Source organism: Petrotoga sp. 9PWA.NaAc.5.4, assembly GCF_002895485.1.
Classification (GTDB): Bacteria; Thermotogota; Thermotogae; order Petrotogales; family Petrotogaceae; genus AZRK01.
This window is the reverse complement of record NZ_AZRK01000014.1, coordinates 34863-49386: the sequence shown is the minus strand read 5'-3', so window position 1 is coordinate 49386 and position 14524 is coordinate 34863. Positions and strand designations below refer to the sequence as shown.

The 14524-nt window shown below is 30.1% G+C and carries 14 protein-coding genes and 1 pseudogene; 12 read left to right on the top strand and 3 right to left on the bottom strand.

The features are described 5' to 3' along the window. Together X924_RS05645 and X924_RS05640 are read right to left on the bottom strand one after the other, a co-directional pair. Positions 1-602: pseudogene (locus X924_RS05645) on the bottom strand (hypothetical protein); the annotation flags it as partial. After that, on the bottom strand, positions 553-924 hold the full coding sequence (locus tag X924_RS05640) for a hypothetical protein (protein ID WP_121957968.1): 372 nt from the start codon (positions 922-924) through the stop codon (positions 553-555). The gene X924_RS05640 and the pseudogene X924_RS05645, both read right to left, overlap by 50 nt. Positions 925-1326: 402 nt before the next feature. Between X924_RS05640 and X924_RS05635 the strand changes: the two genes are divergently transcribed. From X924_RS05635 to X924_RS05580, 11 genes are all read left to right on the top strand, one after another. Then, on the top strand, positions 1327-2379 hold the full coding sequence (locus X924_RS05635; protein WP_121957967.1) for a TDP-N-acetylfucosamine:lipid II N-acetylfucosaminyltransferase: 1053 nt from the start codon (positions 1327-1329) through the stop codon (positions 2377-2379). An 11-nt stretch (positions 2380-2390) separates the two neighbouring features. After that, on the top strand, positions 2391-3269 hold the full coding sequence (gene rfbA, locus X924_RS05630) for a glucose-1-phosphate thymidylyltransferase RfbA (RefSeq protein WP_121957966.1): 879 nt from the start codon (positions 2391-2393) through the stop codon (positions 3267-3269). After that, positions 3266-4396, top strand: coding sequence for a dTDP-4-amino-4,6-dideoxygalactose transaminase (rffA, locus tag X924_RS05625; protein WP_121957965.1), 1131 nt, complete (start codon positions 3266-3268; stop codon positions 4394-4396). Before rfbA ends, rffA begins: the two co-directional genes overlap by 4 nt. Positions 4397-4419: 23 nt before the next feature. Beyond that, positions 4420-5535, top strand: a complete 1116-nt coding sequence (locus X924_RS05620; RefSeq protein ID WP_121957964.1) for an ATP-grasp domain-containing protein — start codon at positions 4420-4422, stop codon at positions 5533-5535. Between the two features lies 1 nt (position 5536). Beyond that, on the top strand, positions 5537-6448 hold the full coding sequence (locus tag X924_RS05615; RefSeq protein WP_158245328.1) for an NAD(P)-dependent oxidoreductase: 912 nt from the start codon (positions 5537-5539) through the stop codon (positions 6446-6448). Next, the gene (gene rfbB / locus X924_RS05610) at positions 6445-7494 is read left to right on the top strand and encodes a dTDP-glucose 4,6-dehydratase (RefSeq protein ID WP_121957962.1); all 1050 of its coding nucleotides are present in this window, start codon (positions 6445-6447) and stop codon (positions 7492-7494) included. Before X924_RS05615 ends, rfbB begins: the two co-directional genes overlap by 4 nt. A 77-nt stretch (positions 7495-7571) precedes the next feature. Beyond that, positions 7572-9020 carry a lipopolysaccharide biosynthesis protein gene (locus X924_RS05605; protein WP_121957961.1) on the top strand — a complete coding sequence of 483 codons (1449 nt, stop codon included), beginning with the start codon at positions 7572-7574 and terminating at the stop codon, positions 9018-9020. Positions 9021-9066: 46 nt separating this feature from the next. Then, a complete protein-coding gene (locus X924_RS05600; RefSeq protein WP_121957960.1) occupies positions 9067-10173 on the top strand; it encodes a glycosyltransferase in 1107 nt (368 codons plus the stop codon). Between the two features lie 33 nt (positions 10174-10206). Then, positions 10207-11439 (top strand): glycosyltransferase, encoded by a 1233-nt coding sequence (locus X924_RS05595; protein WP_121957959.1) that lies wholly within the window; start codon positions 10207-10209, stop codon positions 11437-11439. Between the two features lie 441 nt (positions 11440-11880). Further along, a complete protein-coding gene (locus tag X924_RS05585; RefSeq protein WP_121957958.1) occupies positions 11881-12324 on the top strand; it encodes a hypothetical protein in 444 nt (147 codons plus the stop codon). Positions 12325-12329: 5 nt separating this feature from the next. Then, on the top strand, positions 12330-12752 hold the full coding sequence (locus X924_RS05580; protein ID WP_121957957.1) for a GNAT family N-acetyltransferase: 423 nt from the start codon (positions 12330-12332) through the stop codon (positions 12750-12752). A gap of 200 nt (positions 12753-12952) precedes the next feature. On the opposite strand, the gene X924_RS05575 is transcribed toward X924_RS05580, so the two are convergent. Then, a complete protein-coding gene (locus tag X924_RS05575) occupies positions 12953-13846 on the bottom strand; it encodes a glycosyltransferase (RefSeq protein WP_199172641.1) in 894 nt (297 codons plus the stop codon). A 276-nt stretch (positions 13847-14122) separates the two neighbouring features. Between X924_RS05575 and X924_RS05570 the strand changes: the two genes are divergently transcribed. Next, positions 14123-14521 (top strand): type II toxin-antitoxin system RelE/ParE family toxin, encoded by a 399-nt coding sequence (locus X924_RS05570; protein ID WP_158245327.1) that lies wholly within the window; start codon positions 14123-14125, stop codon positions 14519-14521. Positions 14522-14524 lie beyond the last annotated feature (3 nt).

Below are 14524 nucleotides of genomic sequence, written 5' to 3'. Positions count from 1 at the left end.
AGTTCTAATGAGTTTATTAATTCTTGTGGGTTTAGGTTTGTTGATATTATTAGACTTTTTTGGCTTCTGTTGATCTCATCTATTATTATTCTAATTTTGTCTGCTATCCATTTGTACTCTTTTGCTCCAAGATCGTCGATAAAGATTATATCTGATTTTAATGCTGTTTTTACAGCTTCGTCTGCTTGCTCAAATGTTTCAAAATCATGTAATACGTCTATTACTCCTATTATTCCTCCCATAATTGCTATTTCTTTTAGGATGGTGTAACCTAAACGTGATTTTCCTGTGCCGCAACCTCCATATAGAATCAAGCCACTGCCTTTTTGCCACAATTTGTGATCTACAAAGTAGACGCTTTTATACACTGCTTTTTTTATAATCGCGTTTTTTATAACGAAATTAGTGAAAGAAACGTCAGAATATATTTTTGGCACAACATCGTTGAAGTAACTGATGGCTTTTAAGTAATTTGCGTATTTGTTGCAAAATGCATGATCAATTATTCCGTTGGTAAGGCAGTTGTATGGTTTTGTACATGGGCAATTGTTATTAGAAATAGTTGGAGTATTTGTTTTCTTTTGTGGTTGTGTATTTAACAAGATTTTTCACCTCTTTATTATTTTTTGTCTTTAGACTGGATTGTGGAAACCAAATAGAAGTATGATTAGCTTTTTGAAAGTATTCTGATGGGTAGTAGGTTATGAGTTTTCTTTTGTATAATTCTTTTAAGGATTTTACAACTGTGTTTTTGTCAAGTTTTAGTTGATTTGATAAATGTCTAATTGAGAGTATTAAAGGGCCTTCCCAAAATAGTTTGTTCGCTTGATAAATTAAGAAAAAATATAACTTTGCTGAAGAAGAAGGAAGTTTACTCTTTTTGTCTTCTTCAAAGAAAATGTTTACTAGATCGAAAATATTCATAATTTCACCTCATAGTTTTTTGTATAAGATATTTTCTTTTCTCTATAATTAATATCCGCAAAATATTTGTCTGTTTTTGCAATTTTTTTGGAAATCTTGTGTGAGATAAAATCAGAAAAATTTTTCTGAAAATAATATATGTTTCTTGTATTATGTATTATATAATGTCCTATTTTTTAAGACAGTTTTGTCTGAAAATTTCATACAGTTCTGTCTTATTTTTTAAGACAGGTGTCTTAATTTTTCGGGTACTTTCACTTTTGATTTTTTTAGATTCTTTGATATTTTTTAGGAGAGCTTTTAGAAACTAAATTGACTTTCAAAATAGTTTGAGTTAGGTTATAATAGTTATATCAAAGTTGTTTTAATAATCTTTTTGGCGGGATTGGAGAATATATTAAAATGAAGAAGATAGTGCACTTGTTACCTAATTCTGTCTACACAGTGAGATTTATAGATTTTATGAACAAATATTTTCCAAAGGAAGAACACGATTTTTTGGTAGTGTGTGAAGGTAACAGTTTTAAGGTTAACAAGCAAGAGAACGTTTTCTTTGTTAAGAGAAAGAGCAAAGACATGTTTTTCTTTCATAAAGAGATGTTTATAGCTGATAAAATAATCTTGCACGGTATTTTTACAGAAATTGTACCTGCTCTTTTTATCAGGCTTGGCATCTTAAAAAAGTGTTACTGGGTTATTTGGGGAGGAGATCTATATTATCATGAGACTAGGGTAAAAAGCTTTAGATCAAATCTAGGTGAATTTATGAGAAAGATTATAATTAAAAATATAAAGGTAATAATTACAAATAACGAAGGAGAATATGAATTAGCAAGAAAGTGGTATCCTACAAAGGCGCGACATATGAAAGCATTTTATCCCAGCCCTATAGTCTATGAGAATCTAGATTTTGATGGTGATTACAAAGATAAAAGTACTATAACAATCTTAGTGGGAAATTCTGCCAATCCGACAAATAATCATATTGAAGTTTTAAATAAATTATTAAAGTTCAAAGATGAGGATATTGAAATCATTATACCTCTATCTTACGGAGAAAAAGAATGGGCTAAGGAAGTTATTGAAAATGGTAAGAGGTTGTACGGAGATAAATTTAAACCTCTGGTTGACTTTTTACCCCCAGCAGAATATGCTAAAATTTTAAATTCGGTTGATATTGCTGTTTTTAATCATAATAGGCAACAAGCCCTAGGGAATATAAAAACACTGTTATATTTAGGCAAAAAGGTGTATATAAGAAAAGATGTGACGACTTGGGATTATTTTGAAAGAATCGGCATAACTGTGTATGATACCTATAGTATAGATAAATTAAGCTTTGAAGAGTTTGTATACATTGATGAATCTTTAAAAGCTAAAAATAGAGAGATTATAGGAAGAGAATTTTCAGAAGAACGATGTAGAGAGCTTTGGGAAAATATTTTTAACTCTTAGGGGGACTTGACATGAAGGGTATTGTTTTAGCTGGTGGAAACAGAACAAGGCTGTATCCCATAACTAAAGGGATAAGCAAACATCTCATTCCCATATACGACAAACCCATGATTTACTATCCTTTGTCTGTTTTAATGTTGTCAAATATCAGAGAGATACTGTTAATAACAAAATCGGAATTTGTTGGTTTGTATAATAATCTATTGGGAGATGGATCTGAGTGGGGTATAGAAATTAGTTATATGGTTCAAGAAGATTCAAAAGGAATTGCTGATGCGTTTGTTGTTGGAGAAAAATTTATTGGAAAGGATAATATTTGCTTAATCCTAGGAGATAATATCTTTTATGGGCAAGGGTTTAGCCCAATATTAGAAAAGGCTTCAAAAAAGGACAATGGAGCGGTAATTTTCGCATATTATGTGAATAATCCACAAGAATTTGGGGTAATAGAATTTGATGAAGATTTTAAGCCAATATCTATTGAAGAAAAACCTCTTAATCCTAAGTCTAATTATGCGATACCTGGTTTATACTTTTTCGATAATTCAGTTATAGCAAAAGCAAAAAAGTTAAAGCCTTCTGAAAAAGGGGAATTGGAAATAACTGATTTGATAAAGGATTACCTCATAGAAGGTAAATTATATGTACAATTATTGGGAAGGAGTTTTGCTTGGTTAGATACAGGAACATACGATGGACTGGCTAACGCAACAGATTTTGTTAGAACGATTCAAAAAAGAACCGGCTTAAGCATAGCTTGTTTGGAAGAAATTGCTTACAGAAAGAAATGGATTACTAAAGATCAGTTAATTAAAATGGGAAAAGAATATGAAAAAACAGAGTATGGCACTTACTTAAAAAATATTGTAAAGGAAGATGTTAAAAAATGATCCCTTTCAACAGGCAAAATTTGTTTGGTAAAGAATTAGAGTATATCAAAGATGCATATAATAGTGGAAAGGTATCAGGAGATGGAAAATACACAAAAATGTGTTCTAAATTTATGGAAGAAATATTTAACTCAAAGAAGATATTGCTAACTACATCTTGTACACATGCCTTAGAACTAGCTGCTCTTTTAGCAGATATAAAAGAAGGGGACGAAGTTATTTTACCCTCATATACGTTTGTATCTACTGCAAACGCCTTTGTATTAAGAGGGGCAAAGATAGTGTACTGTGATATTAGAGAAGACAATCTTAACATCGATGAGAATAAGATAGAAGGGTTGATAACTGAGAAAACAAAGGCAATTTCTCCCGTTCATTATGCTGGCGTTGCATGTGAAATGGATACGATAATGCATATCGCAAAAAAGTACAATTTGATTGTGGTTGAAGACGCAGCCCAGGCTGTTGATGCAAAGTACAAAGACAAATATTTAGGAACAATTGGAAATTTTGGTTGTTATAGTTTTCATGAAACTAAAAATTTCTCATCTGGTGAAGGTGGTGCAATATCTATTAACGATGAGAAATACATAAAAAGGGCAGAAATAATCAGGGAGAAAGGGACAAACAGGAGTCAGTTTTTTCGTGGTGAAGTTGACAAATATACATGGGTTGACATTGGCTCTAGTTATCTACCTTCAGACATAAATGCGGCTGTATTGTACAATCAATTTGAAAACATGGAAAATATTAACAATAAGCGAAAAGAGATATATAACACATATTATAACGGTCTGAAAGACTTACAGGATCAAAACAAATTGAGACTACCTATAATCAACGATTATGCTAAATCGAACTACCATTTATTCTATATCTTATTGAACAGAGAAGAAGAAAGAAATGGTTTGATGGATTACTTAAAAGCTAATGGAATACTCAGTGTGTTTCATTACATACCGTTGCATGAATCACCATATTCGATGAAAAAATTTGGAAGTTTCAGCTTGCCCGTAACAGAAAATCTTAGCAGAAGATTACTGAGACTACCGATGTATTATAGTTTGAAATTAGAAGAAGTTAACTATATCGTTGAGAAGATACATAGCTATATATTATCTGTTTAATTATAAAGAGAAAGGAGAATCAAATGAATACTAAAAAAAAGATATTAATTTTAGGGGTGGGAAGTGCTCAATTTGATCTCGTTGTTGAATGTAAATGTAGAGGATTAGAGGTGCACGGATGTTCAAATAGAAAAGAAGGCAGTGCTCTTGCATTTGTAGATAAGTTTGTTTTGATAGATATAAAAGATGTTGAATCGGTTATGAACTACGTACAAGAGATGAATATCGATTATGTTTATTCTATTGGATCTGATATAGCTTTACCAACCATTAGCTATGTAAATGAAAAGTTAAATTTACCTAACTTTGTTTCGTATGAAACAACTGTTATCTGTCATAATAAGAGTAGATTGAGAGAAGCGTTAGGAAAATATTTTGAGGGGAACATCCCGTTTGTTGTGGGATCAAGTTTTGAAGATTTTAAACATTGGAATATATTCCCAGCTATTATGAAACCTGTTGATAGTCAAGGCCAACGTGGTGTATTGAAAGTTAATAACTTTTCAGAAATAATAGAATATTTTGAGAAATCGTCCAGGTACTCTCAAAGCAAGAAGGTTATCGTAGAGAAATATATTCCATCTGACGAGATTTCGGTTAACGCATATGTTGTAAATGGAGAGGTTAAGTTCAAGATTGTTTCAGATAGAATCGTTTTTGATGAATACCCTGGAGGATTGGTAAAGGAACATAGAATGCCTAGTAAATATTATAAAAAGCAAGGGGTTATTGATCGAATAGAAAAATTAGTTGTAAATACAATAAATGTATTAAGAATCAAAAATGGTCCAGTTTATTTTCAAATAAAAATAGACAATGATATGCCTTATTTGATAGAAGTAACTCCGAGGTTAGATGGATGTCATATGTGGAGACTAATATCTGAAAGTACAGGGGTAAACTTACTTAAAATTACAGTTGATCATTTAATGGGCGAGAAGATAACCGATGATGTTTTTGAAGTCAGAACAATTAAGCCAAAGGTTCTGAAATTCATATGTATGCCTCCTAATAGCGTTTTTAATACTTCAGAGTATGATAATAAAAATGTTTTTTGGTATTACAAAAACAACGAGGTTGTTAAGGAGATAAATGGATATTTTGAAAAGATTGGTTATTACATAGAAAGCAGTGAATAATGTGAAAATAGCTATAACAGGTGCTACAGGGTTTATTGGGAGTTATTTGATAGAAGGATTAAAAGAAAAATACGAACTGATAGGTATTACAAGGGATGCCAGTAAATGTATATCAAAAAGCGAAGTAAATTACAAGATCAGCGACTATTCAAAAGAATCGTTAATGGATGCATTGTATGATTGTGATGCAGTTGTCCATCTTGCAGCGATTAGGCCTCTAAAAGGTCAAGAAAGTGGCTATTTAATATATAACAAGAATGTTGAATTAACCTCAAATATCTTCGAGAGTTGTAGAAATGTTGGGATTAGTAACATAGTATTTGCTTCATCGATAAGTGTATATAATCCACGTTGTAATAACATTCCTTTTAAAACAAGTGACAAAATTGAGTATACACTAAATTTGTATGGATTATCCAAGTATTTTTGTGAAAAGTTAGCTTTGTACTATAATCACTATTATGGAATGGATATCAAGTCTTTAAGAGTAGCACAAGTCTTAGGTGTTGGAGAGAAAGAAGGGGTTATGGTTACAGAGTTTATCAAAAGATCAATGAACAAGGAACCTTTGACAGTGTATGGTGAAGGGAAAGGAAAACGGCACTATGTTTATGTAAAAGATATAGTTAGTGCAGTTGAAAAGGCTCTAATAAATCAGTCAGAAGAAAAGATTTTTAATATAGCTATGGAAAATAATATTTCACACAGAGAATTTGCAGAACTTGTAAATCTTGTGTTTGATAATATAAATAATATAGTTTTTGCAAAAGAGTTGAAAGAAGATACAGATGAATATCTTATGGATATTACTCATACAAAAAAATATTTGAATTGGTTTCCTAGTTATGATATGTATCTTGCCTTGTTAGATATGAGAAAAATCTTGGAAAATGAAATGGGGTATGATTTATGACAATCTTAGTAACAGGTGTAGCAGGTTTTATTGGAAGTAACTTTGTGTATTACTACCTAAGAAAATACAAAGACAGAAAGATAATAGGATTAGATAAATTAACTTATGCAGGTAATTTAGATAATTTATCTAAATTAACTCAAGACGAAAAAAAACGGTTTGTTTTCATAAAAGGCGATATAAACGATAGAAAATTGTTAGAAGAACTATATTCAAAATATGAAATAGATGGAGTAATTAACTTTGCAGCAGAAAGTCATGTAGACAGATCAATACATGATCCCGGTATATTTCTAAAAACAAACGTCTTAGGAACACAAACACTGCTACATGTATTTAAAGAACATTACGATGAAAAAAAGAAACAAAAGTTCTTACAAATATCTACAGACGAAGTATATGGAGCATTAGGACCAACAGGATACTTCACAGAAGAAACCCCACTGAATCCACACAGCCCCTACTCAGCAAGTAAAGCAAGCAGTGATTTAATAGTGAAAGCCTACCATGACACCTATGGGTTGAATATAAACATAACAAGATGTTCGAACAACTATGGACCATACCAATTTCCAGAAAAACTTATTCCTTTGATGATATACAATGCTTTGAATCACAAAGAACTACCAGTCTACGGAGATGGGAAACATGTAAGAGACTGGTTGTATGTAGAAGATCATTGTAAGGCAATAGACTTAGTGTTTGAAACAGGAAGAAGTGGAGAGGTATACAACATAGGGGGACACAACGAAAAAGAAAACATAGAGATAGTGAAGTTAATAATAACGTATCTTCAAGAAAAAACAAAAGATAAGACAATAAACGAAGGATTAATAAAACATGTGAAAGACAGACTTGGACATGATAGACGATACGCAATAGATCCAACAAAGATAAAAAACGAATTAGGCTGGGAACCAGAAACAAGATTTGAAGACGGTATCAAAAAAACGATAGACTGGTACTTAGACAACCAAGAATGGATGAAAAAAGTTATAACAGGAGAGTATTTAGATTTTTATGAGAAAAATTATGTTTTTGAGTAGATTATTAAATATATAACTAATTTAAGAAAGTAGATGAATCAAAGTTCACAATATATATGCATAAAATGGAGGATAAGATGTCAAAGGAACGAGAATTTATTAAATCATTTTTTCAGTTTTCTATAGGGCAATGGATTGCTGCCCTAATTTCTTTTGTCACTACCCCTATAACTACCTGGCTCATCATTCCTGAAGAGTTTGGTAAAGCCTCTATGTTTACATTAGCCTTTAATTTGTTTTTAAACATCTCTCTCCTTGGTACTGATCAAAGTTTTGTAAGGATGTTCTATGAGAAAAAAGAAGAAGATAGACGAAACCTGCTTTGGGACTCTTTGATGCCAAGTCTGTCTGTAGGATTGATTGTATTTGTTATAATTGGATTGTTTTGGAAGGAGTTATCTTTCGTTCTTTTTGAAGATTCTAATCATTTTTTATCTATCTTCTTACTGGGGCTTACCATTTTAATTGCGATCATAGAACGATTTGCCACATTGGTTGTTAGAATGAAACAAAGAGGGATAGCCTTTTCTGCTTTAAGAGTTGTAAATGGAGCATCAAATGCCGCTTTTACAATTTTATATGTATTACTTGTTTCAAGAACTTTTTATGCCATTATTGTGGGCTTGTTTCTTTCTCATATAGTTTCTGCCACATTAGCTATATTTCTTGAAAGAGATTTGTGGTTTGGTAAGTTTAAAGTTAACTTTGATTCAGTCAAAGAAATTATCAAGTATGGACTCCCGTTTGTTCCTACATTTTTAATAATATGGATTTTTCAATCTTTTGATAAATTAGCTTTAAGAAACTATGCAACTTTTACTGAGATTGGCTTATATTCTGCTGCCTTTAAGGTTGTTTCTGTTATGAGTTTGATTCAAGTGGGATTTTCTAATTTTTGGACACCTGTTTCTTACGAGAGTTATGAAAATAATCCTGAAAGTACAAGTCTTTTTGAAAAGGTGTCTTTGTTTATTTCTGCTGCTATGTTTGTTGTGGGAATGCTAATTATTGTGTTTAAAGATGTAATATTTTTACTTTTAGAAAGCAGTTACAGACAAGCAGCTGGAATTAGTGCTTTTCTTCTTTTAATACCTATCATGAACACTACATCGCAAGTTACAGGGGTTGGAATTGGCTTTAAAAAGAAGACATATTGGCATATGATAATATCTGCGGTACCTACTGTTGCTAACGTTATTGGAAATACCTTGTTAGTTCCACAATATGGAGCAAAAGGCGCAGCGTTTACAACAGGTTTATCTTATATCCTTTATTTTTGTATGAGAACGTTTATATCAAAGAATTTGTATCCAGTTAATTATCATCTGGGTAAATTCTTCATAGCTACGGTTGTTTTTGTTATAGTAGCGTTTATAAACACATTTATAGGAAATCTTGTTTGGCAGGTTCTTTCTGCAGTAGTTGGACTTGTTATTGTATTGTTGGTCTATAACACTGAAGTAAAATATGCCCTTGACTTGGTTGTTGATGAATTAAAGAGAGTAATTACTCCAAAAAAAGCTTGAAATTAAAAACATTAATTACTAATTAATATTTTAAAAGGTGATTATATTGGATTTTTATTATGTAACCTTAGAGTGTTTAGAAAAAAGTTTAGGTGTTAAAAAGAAAGTCTTAGGTCAAATGGAAGCGTTCAAAAGTTTTGGGTTTAATGTAAGTTTAATTAAGACAGTTCAGAAGGGAGTTTTATTCAGAGTTTTTGAAATGCAGAAATCATTAAAAATTAATAAAAATGCTGTTTATTACTTTAGAGGATTTGGTTTTTTATTTGTATTTTTTAAAAGAAAATTACGAAAGTTAAAAAAGAACGGCAATATACTTGTTTTGGAGATTCCTACACCTATTATTACATCTGAAAAGGAATTTGTTAAGAGCAAAGATAATATGCTTGTAAAAAAGATAAAATGGTTTTTGTTTAATCATTCTTTTCCAAGTGTTTTAGAGTACTTTGATTTAATAGTAGAATATGCACCAGAGGATTTAAAATATACTCAGGGAATAGAAAATAAATTTGTATACATTTCCAACGGAGTAGATGTTGAAAGCATAAAACTAAAAGATAAAAATGAAAGCAATAGTATTAATTTAATTTCTGTTGCTAATATAAGTTACTGGCATGGTTTTGATAGAGTCATTAAAGGACTTTATGAATATTATTATGGTGATAATAAGTTAGTTACTCCAGAAGTATTTTATTACTGTGTTGGTGAAGGTGATGATTTAGAAAATTTAAAAAAAATGGTAGAAGAGTTGAATTTAGAAAAATATGTTATCTTTCCCGGTGCAAAAAGTGGAAAGGAATTGAACAACATATTTGATAAGTCTGATATTGCAATAGGAAGTTTAGCAAATCATAGAAAAGGGCTATTTTATGATGCTGCTTTAAAAAACAGGGAATATTGTGCAAGAGGAGTCCCTTTTATTTTGGCTTCACCTGATTCTGATTTTCCTGAAATGTTTCCTTATGTGTTCCGAGTTTCTTCTGACGAAAGAGCTGTAAATATAAAGGAAATTATAAGTTGGTATGAAAGGCTAATTCAAGAAAATCCAGATTATTCTATAGAAATGAGAAAATATGCAGAAGAGCATTTAAGCTGGCAAGCAAAACTAATGCCCGTTTTAGAGAGAATTAATAAGTTGAGTTACGAAAATAAGTAGAAATATTTTTTACATGTGAGGAGAAGATATTTCATGAAAACTGTTATTATATTTCCTGGGGCTCTAGATTTAATCTTTTTCATAAACGAAATTCCTTTTTTAAAAAAGTATTTTAAGCGAATAGTCGTCATTTCTTATTATGGTGATAAAAACAAGTATGAAGAAATTGCTAAAAGATATGATTTAAATTACTATATGGTTAAAAAACATTCTTGGTTAAATATTTTTAATATAAATTTTTTTAAATGGTTTTTTTCTAAAGATGTTTTAAGAGAAATAAAAGAAAACTGTTCTTTTTCATTCAAAGGAATTAAAAGATTTTTTTACATTATTTACTATGGTTTATTTTATGTTGATAGCAAAAAATTTATTTTGCAAGAGATAAAGGAACATAGCGATAATGATTTTTTTCTCTATTCTTTTTGGTTAAGTAGAGGAGCATACGTTATTTCTAACTTTTATAGTTTGAAAACAGCTCTTAACATCAAAAAAATAGTGTCAAGAGCTCATGGTTACGATTTGTACATTGATAGGAATGAGTTAAATTATTTGCCTTTTAGATCTTATATCGATAAAAATTTAGACCAAATTCATTTTATTTCCGAAGCTGGCTTACAGTATTATGAAAACAATTTTTCTTCTAATTCTAAATTAAAAAAGTTTGTTACAAGAATGGGCACTTCAAATCCCAAAGGAATTAGAAAACAAATATATCAGAAAGATAAAATTACAATTGCATCATGTTCGTTAATTAAACCTGTTAAAAGACTTGATTTGATAATAGATATTTTATCAAAGGTTCCTTATGATTATTATTGGATTCACATAGGAAGTGGGGAAACAGAAAAAGAAATTATAAAATATGCCACTGAGAAGTTACCGCCGAACAAATTTGAATTTTTAGGATTCGTCAGTAACGATAAAATTTTAGATGTGTATAAGCAGTATGATGCCGATTTTTTTATTAATCTTAGTGATTCTGAAGGACTACCTGTTTCGATAATGGAAGCAATGTCATTTGGAATTCCAGTTATTGCAAGAAATGTTGGCGGCGTAAGCGAGATCGTTAATAGTTCAAATGGATTGTTATTAAATGAACCATTAGAAGAAACTTTTTGTGAACAAATAATAGACTTTATGAAATGTAGGTTTAATGATATCGACCGTTATCTATTTTTGTCGAATAATTGTTTTAGAACTTGGAATGAACAATATAATTTAGAAAAAAATAATAAAATATTTCTCAAAAGAATTTTTGAGGAATGAGATAAAATGAAATCATATTTAAAAGAAAACTGCAGCAAGAAAAAAATCAGACCTTGGTGAACAATTATATTTTAAAAAGATATATTTTTTATTAAATAGTTCCGCTATCAACATGGATAACTTGTCCAGTTATAGAATAACTTTCTTCATCTAATAAAAATTTAACAGTATTTGAAACACTTTCTATTTTGTAATTTGCCCTATGATTAAAATGGGAGAAACGTTCAAGCTTGATATATATTCTGTAGATTTATATAAGAAATATTATGATTTCTTTGTAAAACCGGCAAGAAGGTATAAAGATGTTTATAATGATTATATTAAATTATATAAAGATTAGTTAATTGTAATCTTGCTTTTATAAAATTATGTTATAATTTATTACATATTATTTTAGAAAAATAGCTGAAAAGTACTTCTTAAACTAAAGGGGGAGTGTACATGGAAAACGTCCCACAAAGTGTCATTGTAGGTTTAGGTTTAGGTGGAGCTACCGCATTTTTCTTTTTTATAGCGAATTTGTACGTTATTCTTCATTTTCTTCAAAAACTTATTTTCCCAAAGCGTCAATTTAAATGGCTCAATGCGATGGGGAAAAGATGGCATTATGTTCATTATTTTGGGAATATCATATTTATAGTTCTTGCGCTAATTCACGGAATTTTACTGTTGCCTTATGCAAGCTTTTGGCATTGGGTATTGATTACTTTGCTCCTTTGGATGGGTTTTGCAGGGATTACTTTGAGATTTACAAAAGCTCCAGCTAATGTAAAAAAAGTTCTCAGAAACTTACATGCAAAATGGTATATGTTCGTAATTATTTTAGTAGTATTGATAGTAGCACACATAGCATCGCTACCAAATTTCCCATTTCCTTTAGGATGATTAAGATGGAAGTACTATATCGGCAAGCAACGATAAATGATTATGATCAAATGTATAATCTATGGAAAAACATCGAAGGTATGGGTCTCAGTGATTCTGATACAAAAGAAAATATAGAAAAATTCTTGAATAAGAATCAAGGATTAAATTATATCTGCGAAAAAGAAGGAAAAATAATAGGCACAATTTTATGTGGCGAAGACGGCAGAAGAGGTTATCTCTATCATCTCGCTGTTGATAAAGATTACAGAAGAAAAGGAATAGGAACGAAACTGGTAAACTTAGTTTTTGATAATCTAAAGAAAAAAGGCATTATAAAATGTCACCTTTTTGTTTATTATGAAAACGAATTGGGTAAAACATTTTGGGAAAAAACTGGATGGCACAAAAGAAATGAATTACTAATATATTCGAAGGATATAGAATAAATATAAGGTAACTTTGGTTTTTATATGTCCATTTCTATTGTATTTAAGAAGAAAGGTATTTTTCAATATTTTTTAAGATAGTTTCATAATTTTCGTAGGCATTTAGTATTTTTTCTACGCTTTGTTCTATGTTTTATGTGTTTATTACTACTCCAACCCCTAACTCTTCAACTTGTTTTGCCATTGAAACAAATGATTCTTTAATAATAACTGGCGTTCCTGCAGCTATAGAATCGTAATATTTGTATGGAAGTGCAAATATATCGTTTTTGTAATTTTTTTTTTACAGTGTTGTACGAAATTAAAGAAAAAGAGGCTTTTGATAACTCTTCCATCATTTCATTGTAAGGCAAGAAAGATGTTGCGGTGTGTGGAATATCGTCAAACTCTTTTGAATCCATGCCTATGACTTTGAAAGAAAAGCCTTTTTTAATAAGAATATTGAGTAGTTTTTTCTCGTCTTCTATTTTCCTCGTCGTTTTGCCTACCAAGACGATTTCTTTTCGTTTTTTTTGAATATCAGGTTTTATGCTAAAAGAGGCGTAATTAGGCATAATAAATGTTTTTTCTTTACTTATTTTTGTTTTATTAATAATATCATCTCTTGTTTCGTCAGAAACAAAGATGGCTAAATTTGATAAATTCAATTGTTTTTTGAATAGGCGCCATATTACCGCCGTTTTTAAATCACCAATGATTGCAGGTAGTTCTGCTAAAAAGTTCTCAGGATGATATTCGTGTATGTCGTAAACTATTTTCTTATTTCGTTTTTTCGCTATTTTAAAGGGGTTAAGTGGTCTACTTGCTAAAAAATGGTGCATGTATAATATATCGTAATCTTCATTTTCAATTAAATCACAAATTATTTTATCGAATGCTCTTCTATTTATTAACTTTTCAAAAGGACTGTCTTTATTAGTTTCTTTTGTATATTTAATTGGCATATACGTGATATTTCCATCCTGATACTTTTTTTCTTCTTTATCTGTCCAATATTGGTATATAATCTCATTTGATTTAGAAAGAGTTCTAACGGTTCTGAAGACTCTTTTATCAAGCTTTGGATGCATGTAACCTATAATAAGTATTTTCATGACTTCACCTTCATATTGTTTGATAGGATGTTTTGGTAGTAACGTGATAATTATATCATTCTCAGGCGGTAAGTTAAAGAAATAATAAAATTATAGAAAAATTTATTATAATTTATACAAAGTTGGGTAAATTTCAAATATTTAAAGGGTCTTAGTGGATGTAATAAGAGTTTTTTCCAAAATTGATTTGAAAAATCAACATTATGACATTTTACGACATATTATATAATGTTAACTTAAATTTAATATATGATTGTTATAATAGGGGTGTCGATAGTGGAAGATTTTAGTTCAAAAAGTATTAAAGAGCTAATTTCATTAATCAACAAAGAAGCATCTTCGAATAGTTTAAAATTATTCAAAAATGATGTAAAGAAATTAAAAGATAGAAACTTATTATTGAAAATCTTTTTTGCAATACGTGAGATTAAAATGGATTATTCAGTTGGAGACTTAAAAACGGGAGATCTGCGTGGAGTTAGAACATTCAAAATTAACTACAATAATGTTGCATATAGAATTGCGTATTATGTTGATAAGCCGATCTTGGATTCTGAAAAGACGAATATAATGTTCATTCATGTAGGTTCAAGGGAAAATTTTTATAAAGAACTAACGGATTATTTTAGAAACCAGAAAAGCATCTTAAAATATATTAATAACAAAGCTATTTAATAT

Coding starts and splice junctions, on each gene's coding strand:
- X924_RS05640 (WP_121957968.1), bottom strand. CDS start 924: ATGAATATTTTCGATCTAGTAAACATTTTCTTTGAAGAAGACAAAAAG.
- X924_RS05635 (WP_121957967.1), top strand. CDS start 1,327: ATGAAGAAGATAGTGCACTTGTTACCTAATTCTGTCTACACAGTGAGA.
- rfbA (WP_121957966.1), top strand. CDS start 2,391: ATGAAGGGTATTGTTTTAGCTGGTGGAAACAGAACAAGGCTGTATCCC.
- rffA (WP_121957965.1), top strand. CDS start 3,266: ATGATCCCTTTCAACAGGCAAAATTTGTTTGGTAAAGAATTAGAGTAT.
- X924_RS05620 (WP_121957964.1), top strand. CDS start 4,420: ATGAATACTAAAAAAAAGATATTAATTTTAGGGGTGGGAAGTGCTCAA.
- rfbB (WP_121957962.1), top strand. CDS start 6,445: ATGACAATCTTAGTAACAGGTGTAGCAGGTTTTATTGGAAGTAACTTT.
- X924_RS05605 (WP_121957961.1), top strand. CDS start 7,572: ATGTCAAAGGAACGAGAATTTATTAAATCATTTTTTCAGTTTTCTATA.
- X924_RS05595 (WP_121957959.1), top strand. CDS start 10,207: ATGAAAACTGTTATTATATTTCCTGGGGCTCTAGATTTAATCTTTTTC.
- X924_RS05585 (WP_121957958.1), top strand. CDS start 11,881: ATGGAAAACGTCCCACAAAGTGTCATTGTAGGTTTAGGTTTAGGTGGA.
- X924_RS05580 (WP_121957957.1), top strand. CDS start 12,330: ATGGAAGTACTATATCGGCAAGCAACGATAAATGATTATGATCAAATG.
- X924_RS05575 (WP_199172641.1), bottom strand. CDS start 13,846: ATGAAAATACTTATTATAGGTTACATGCATCCAAAGCTTGATAAAAGA.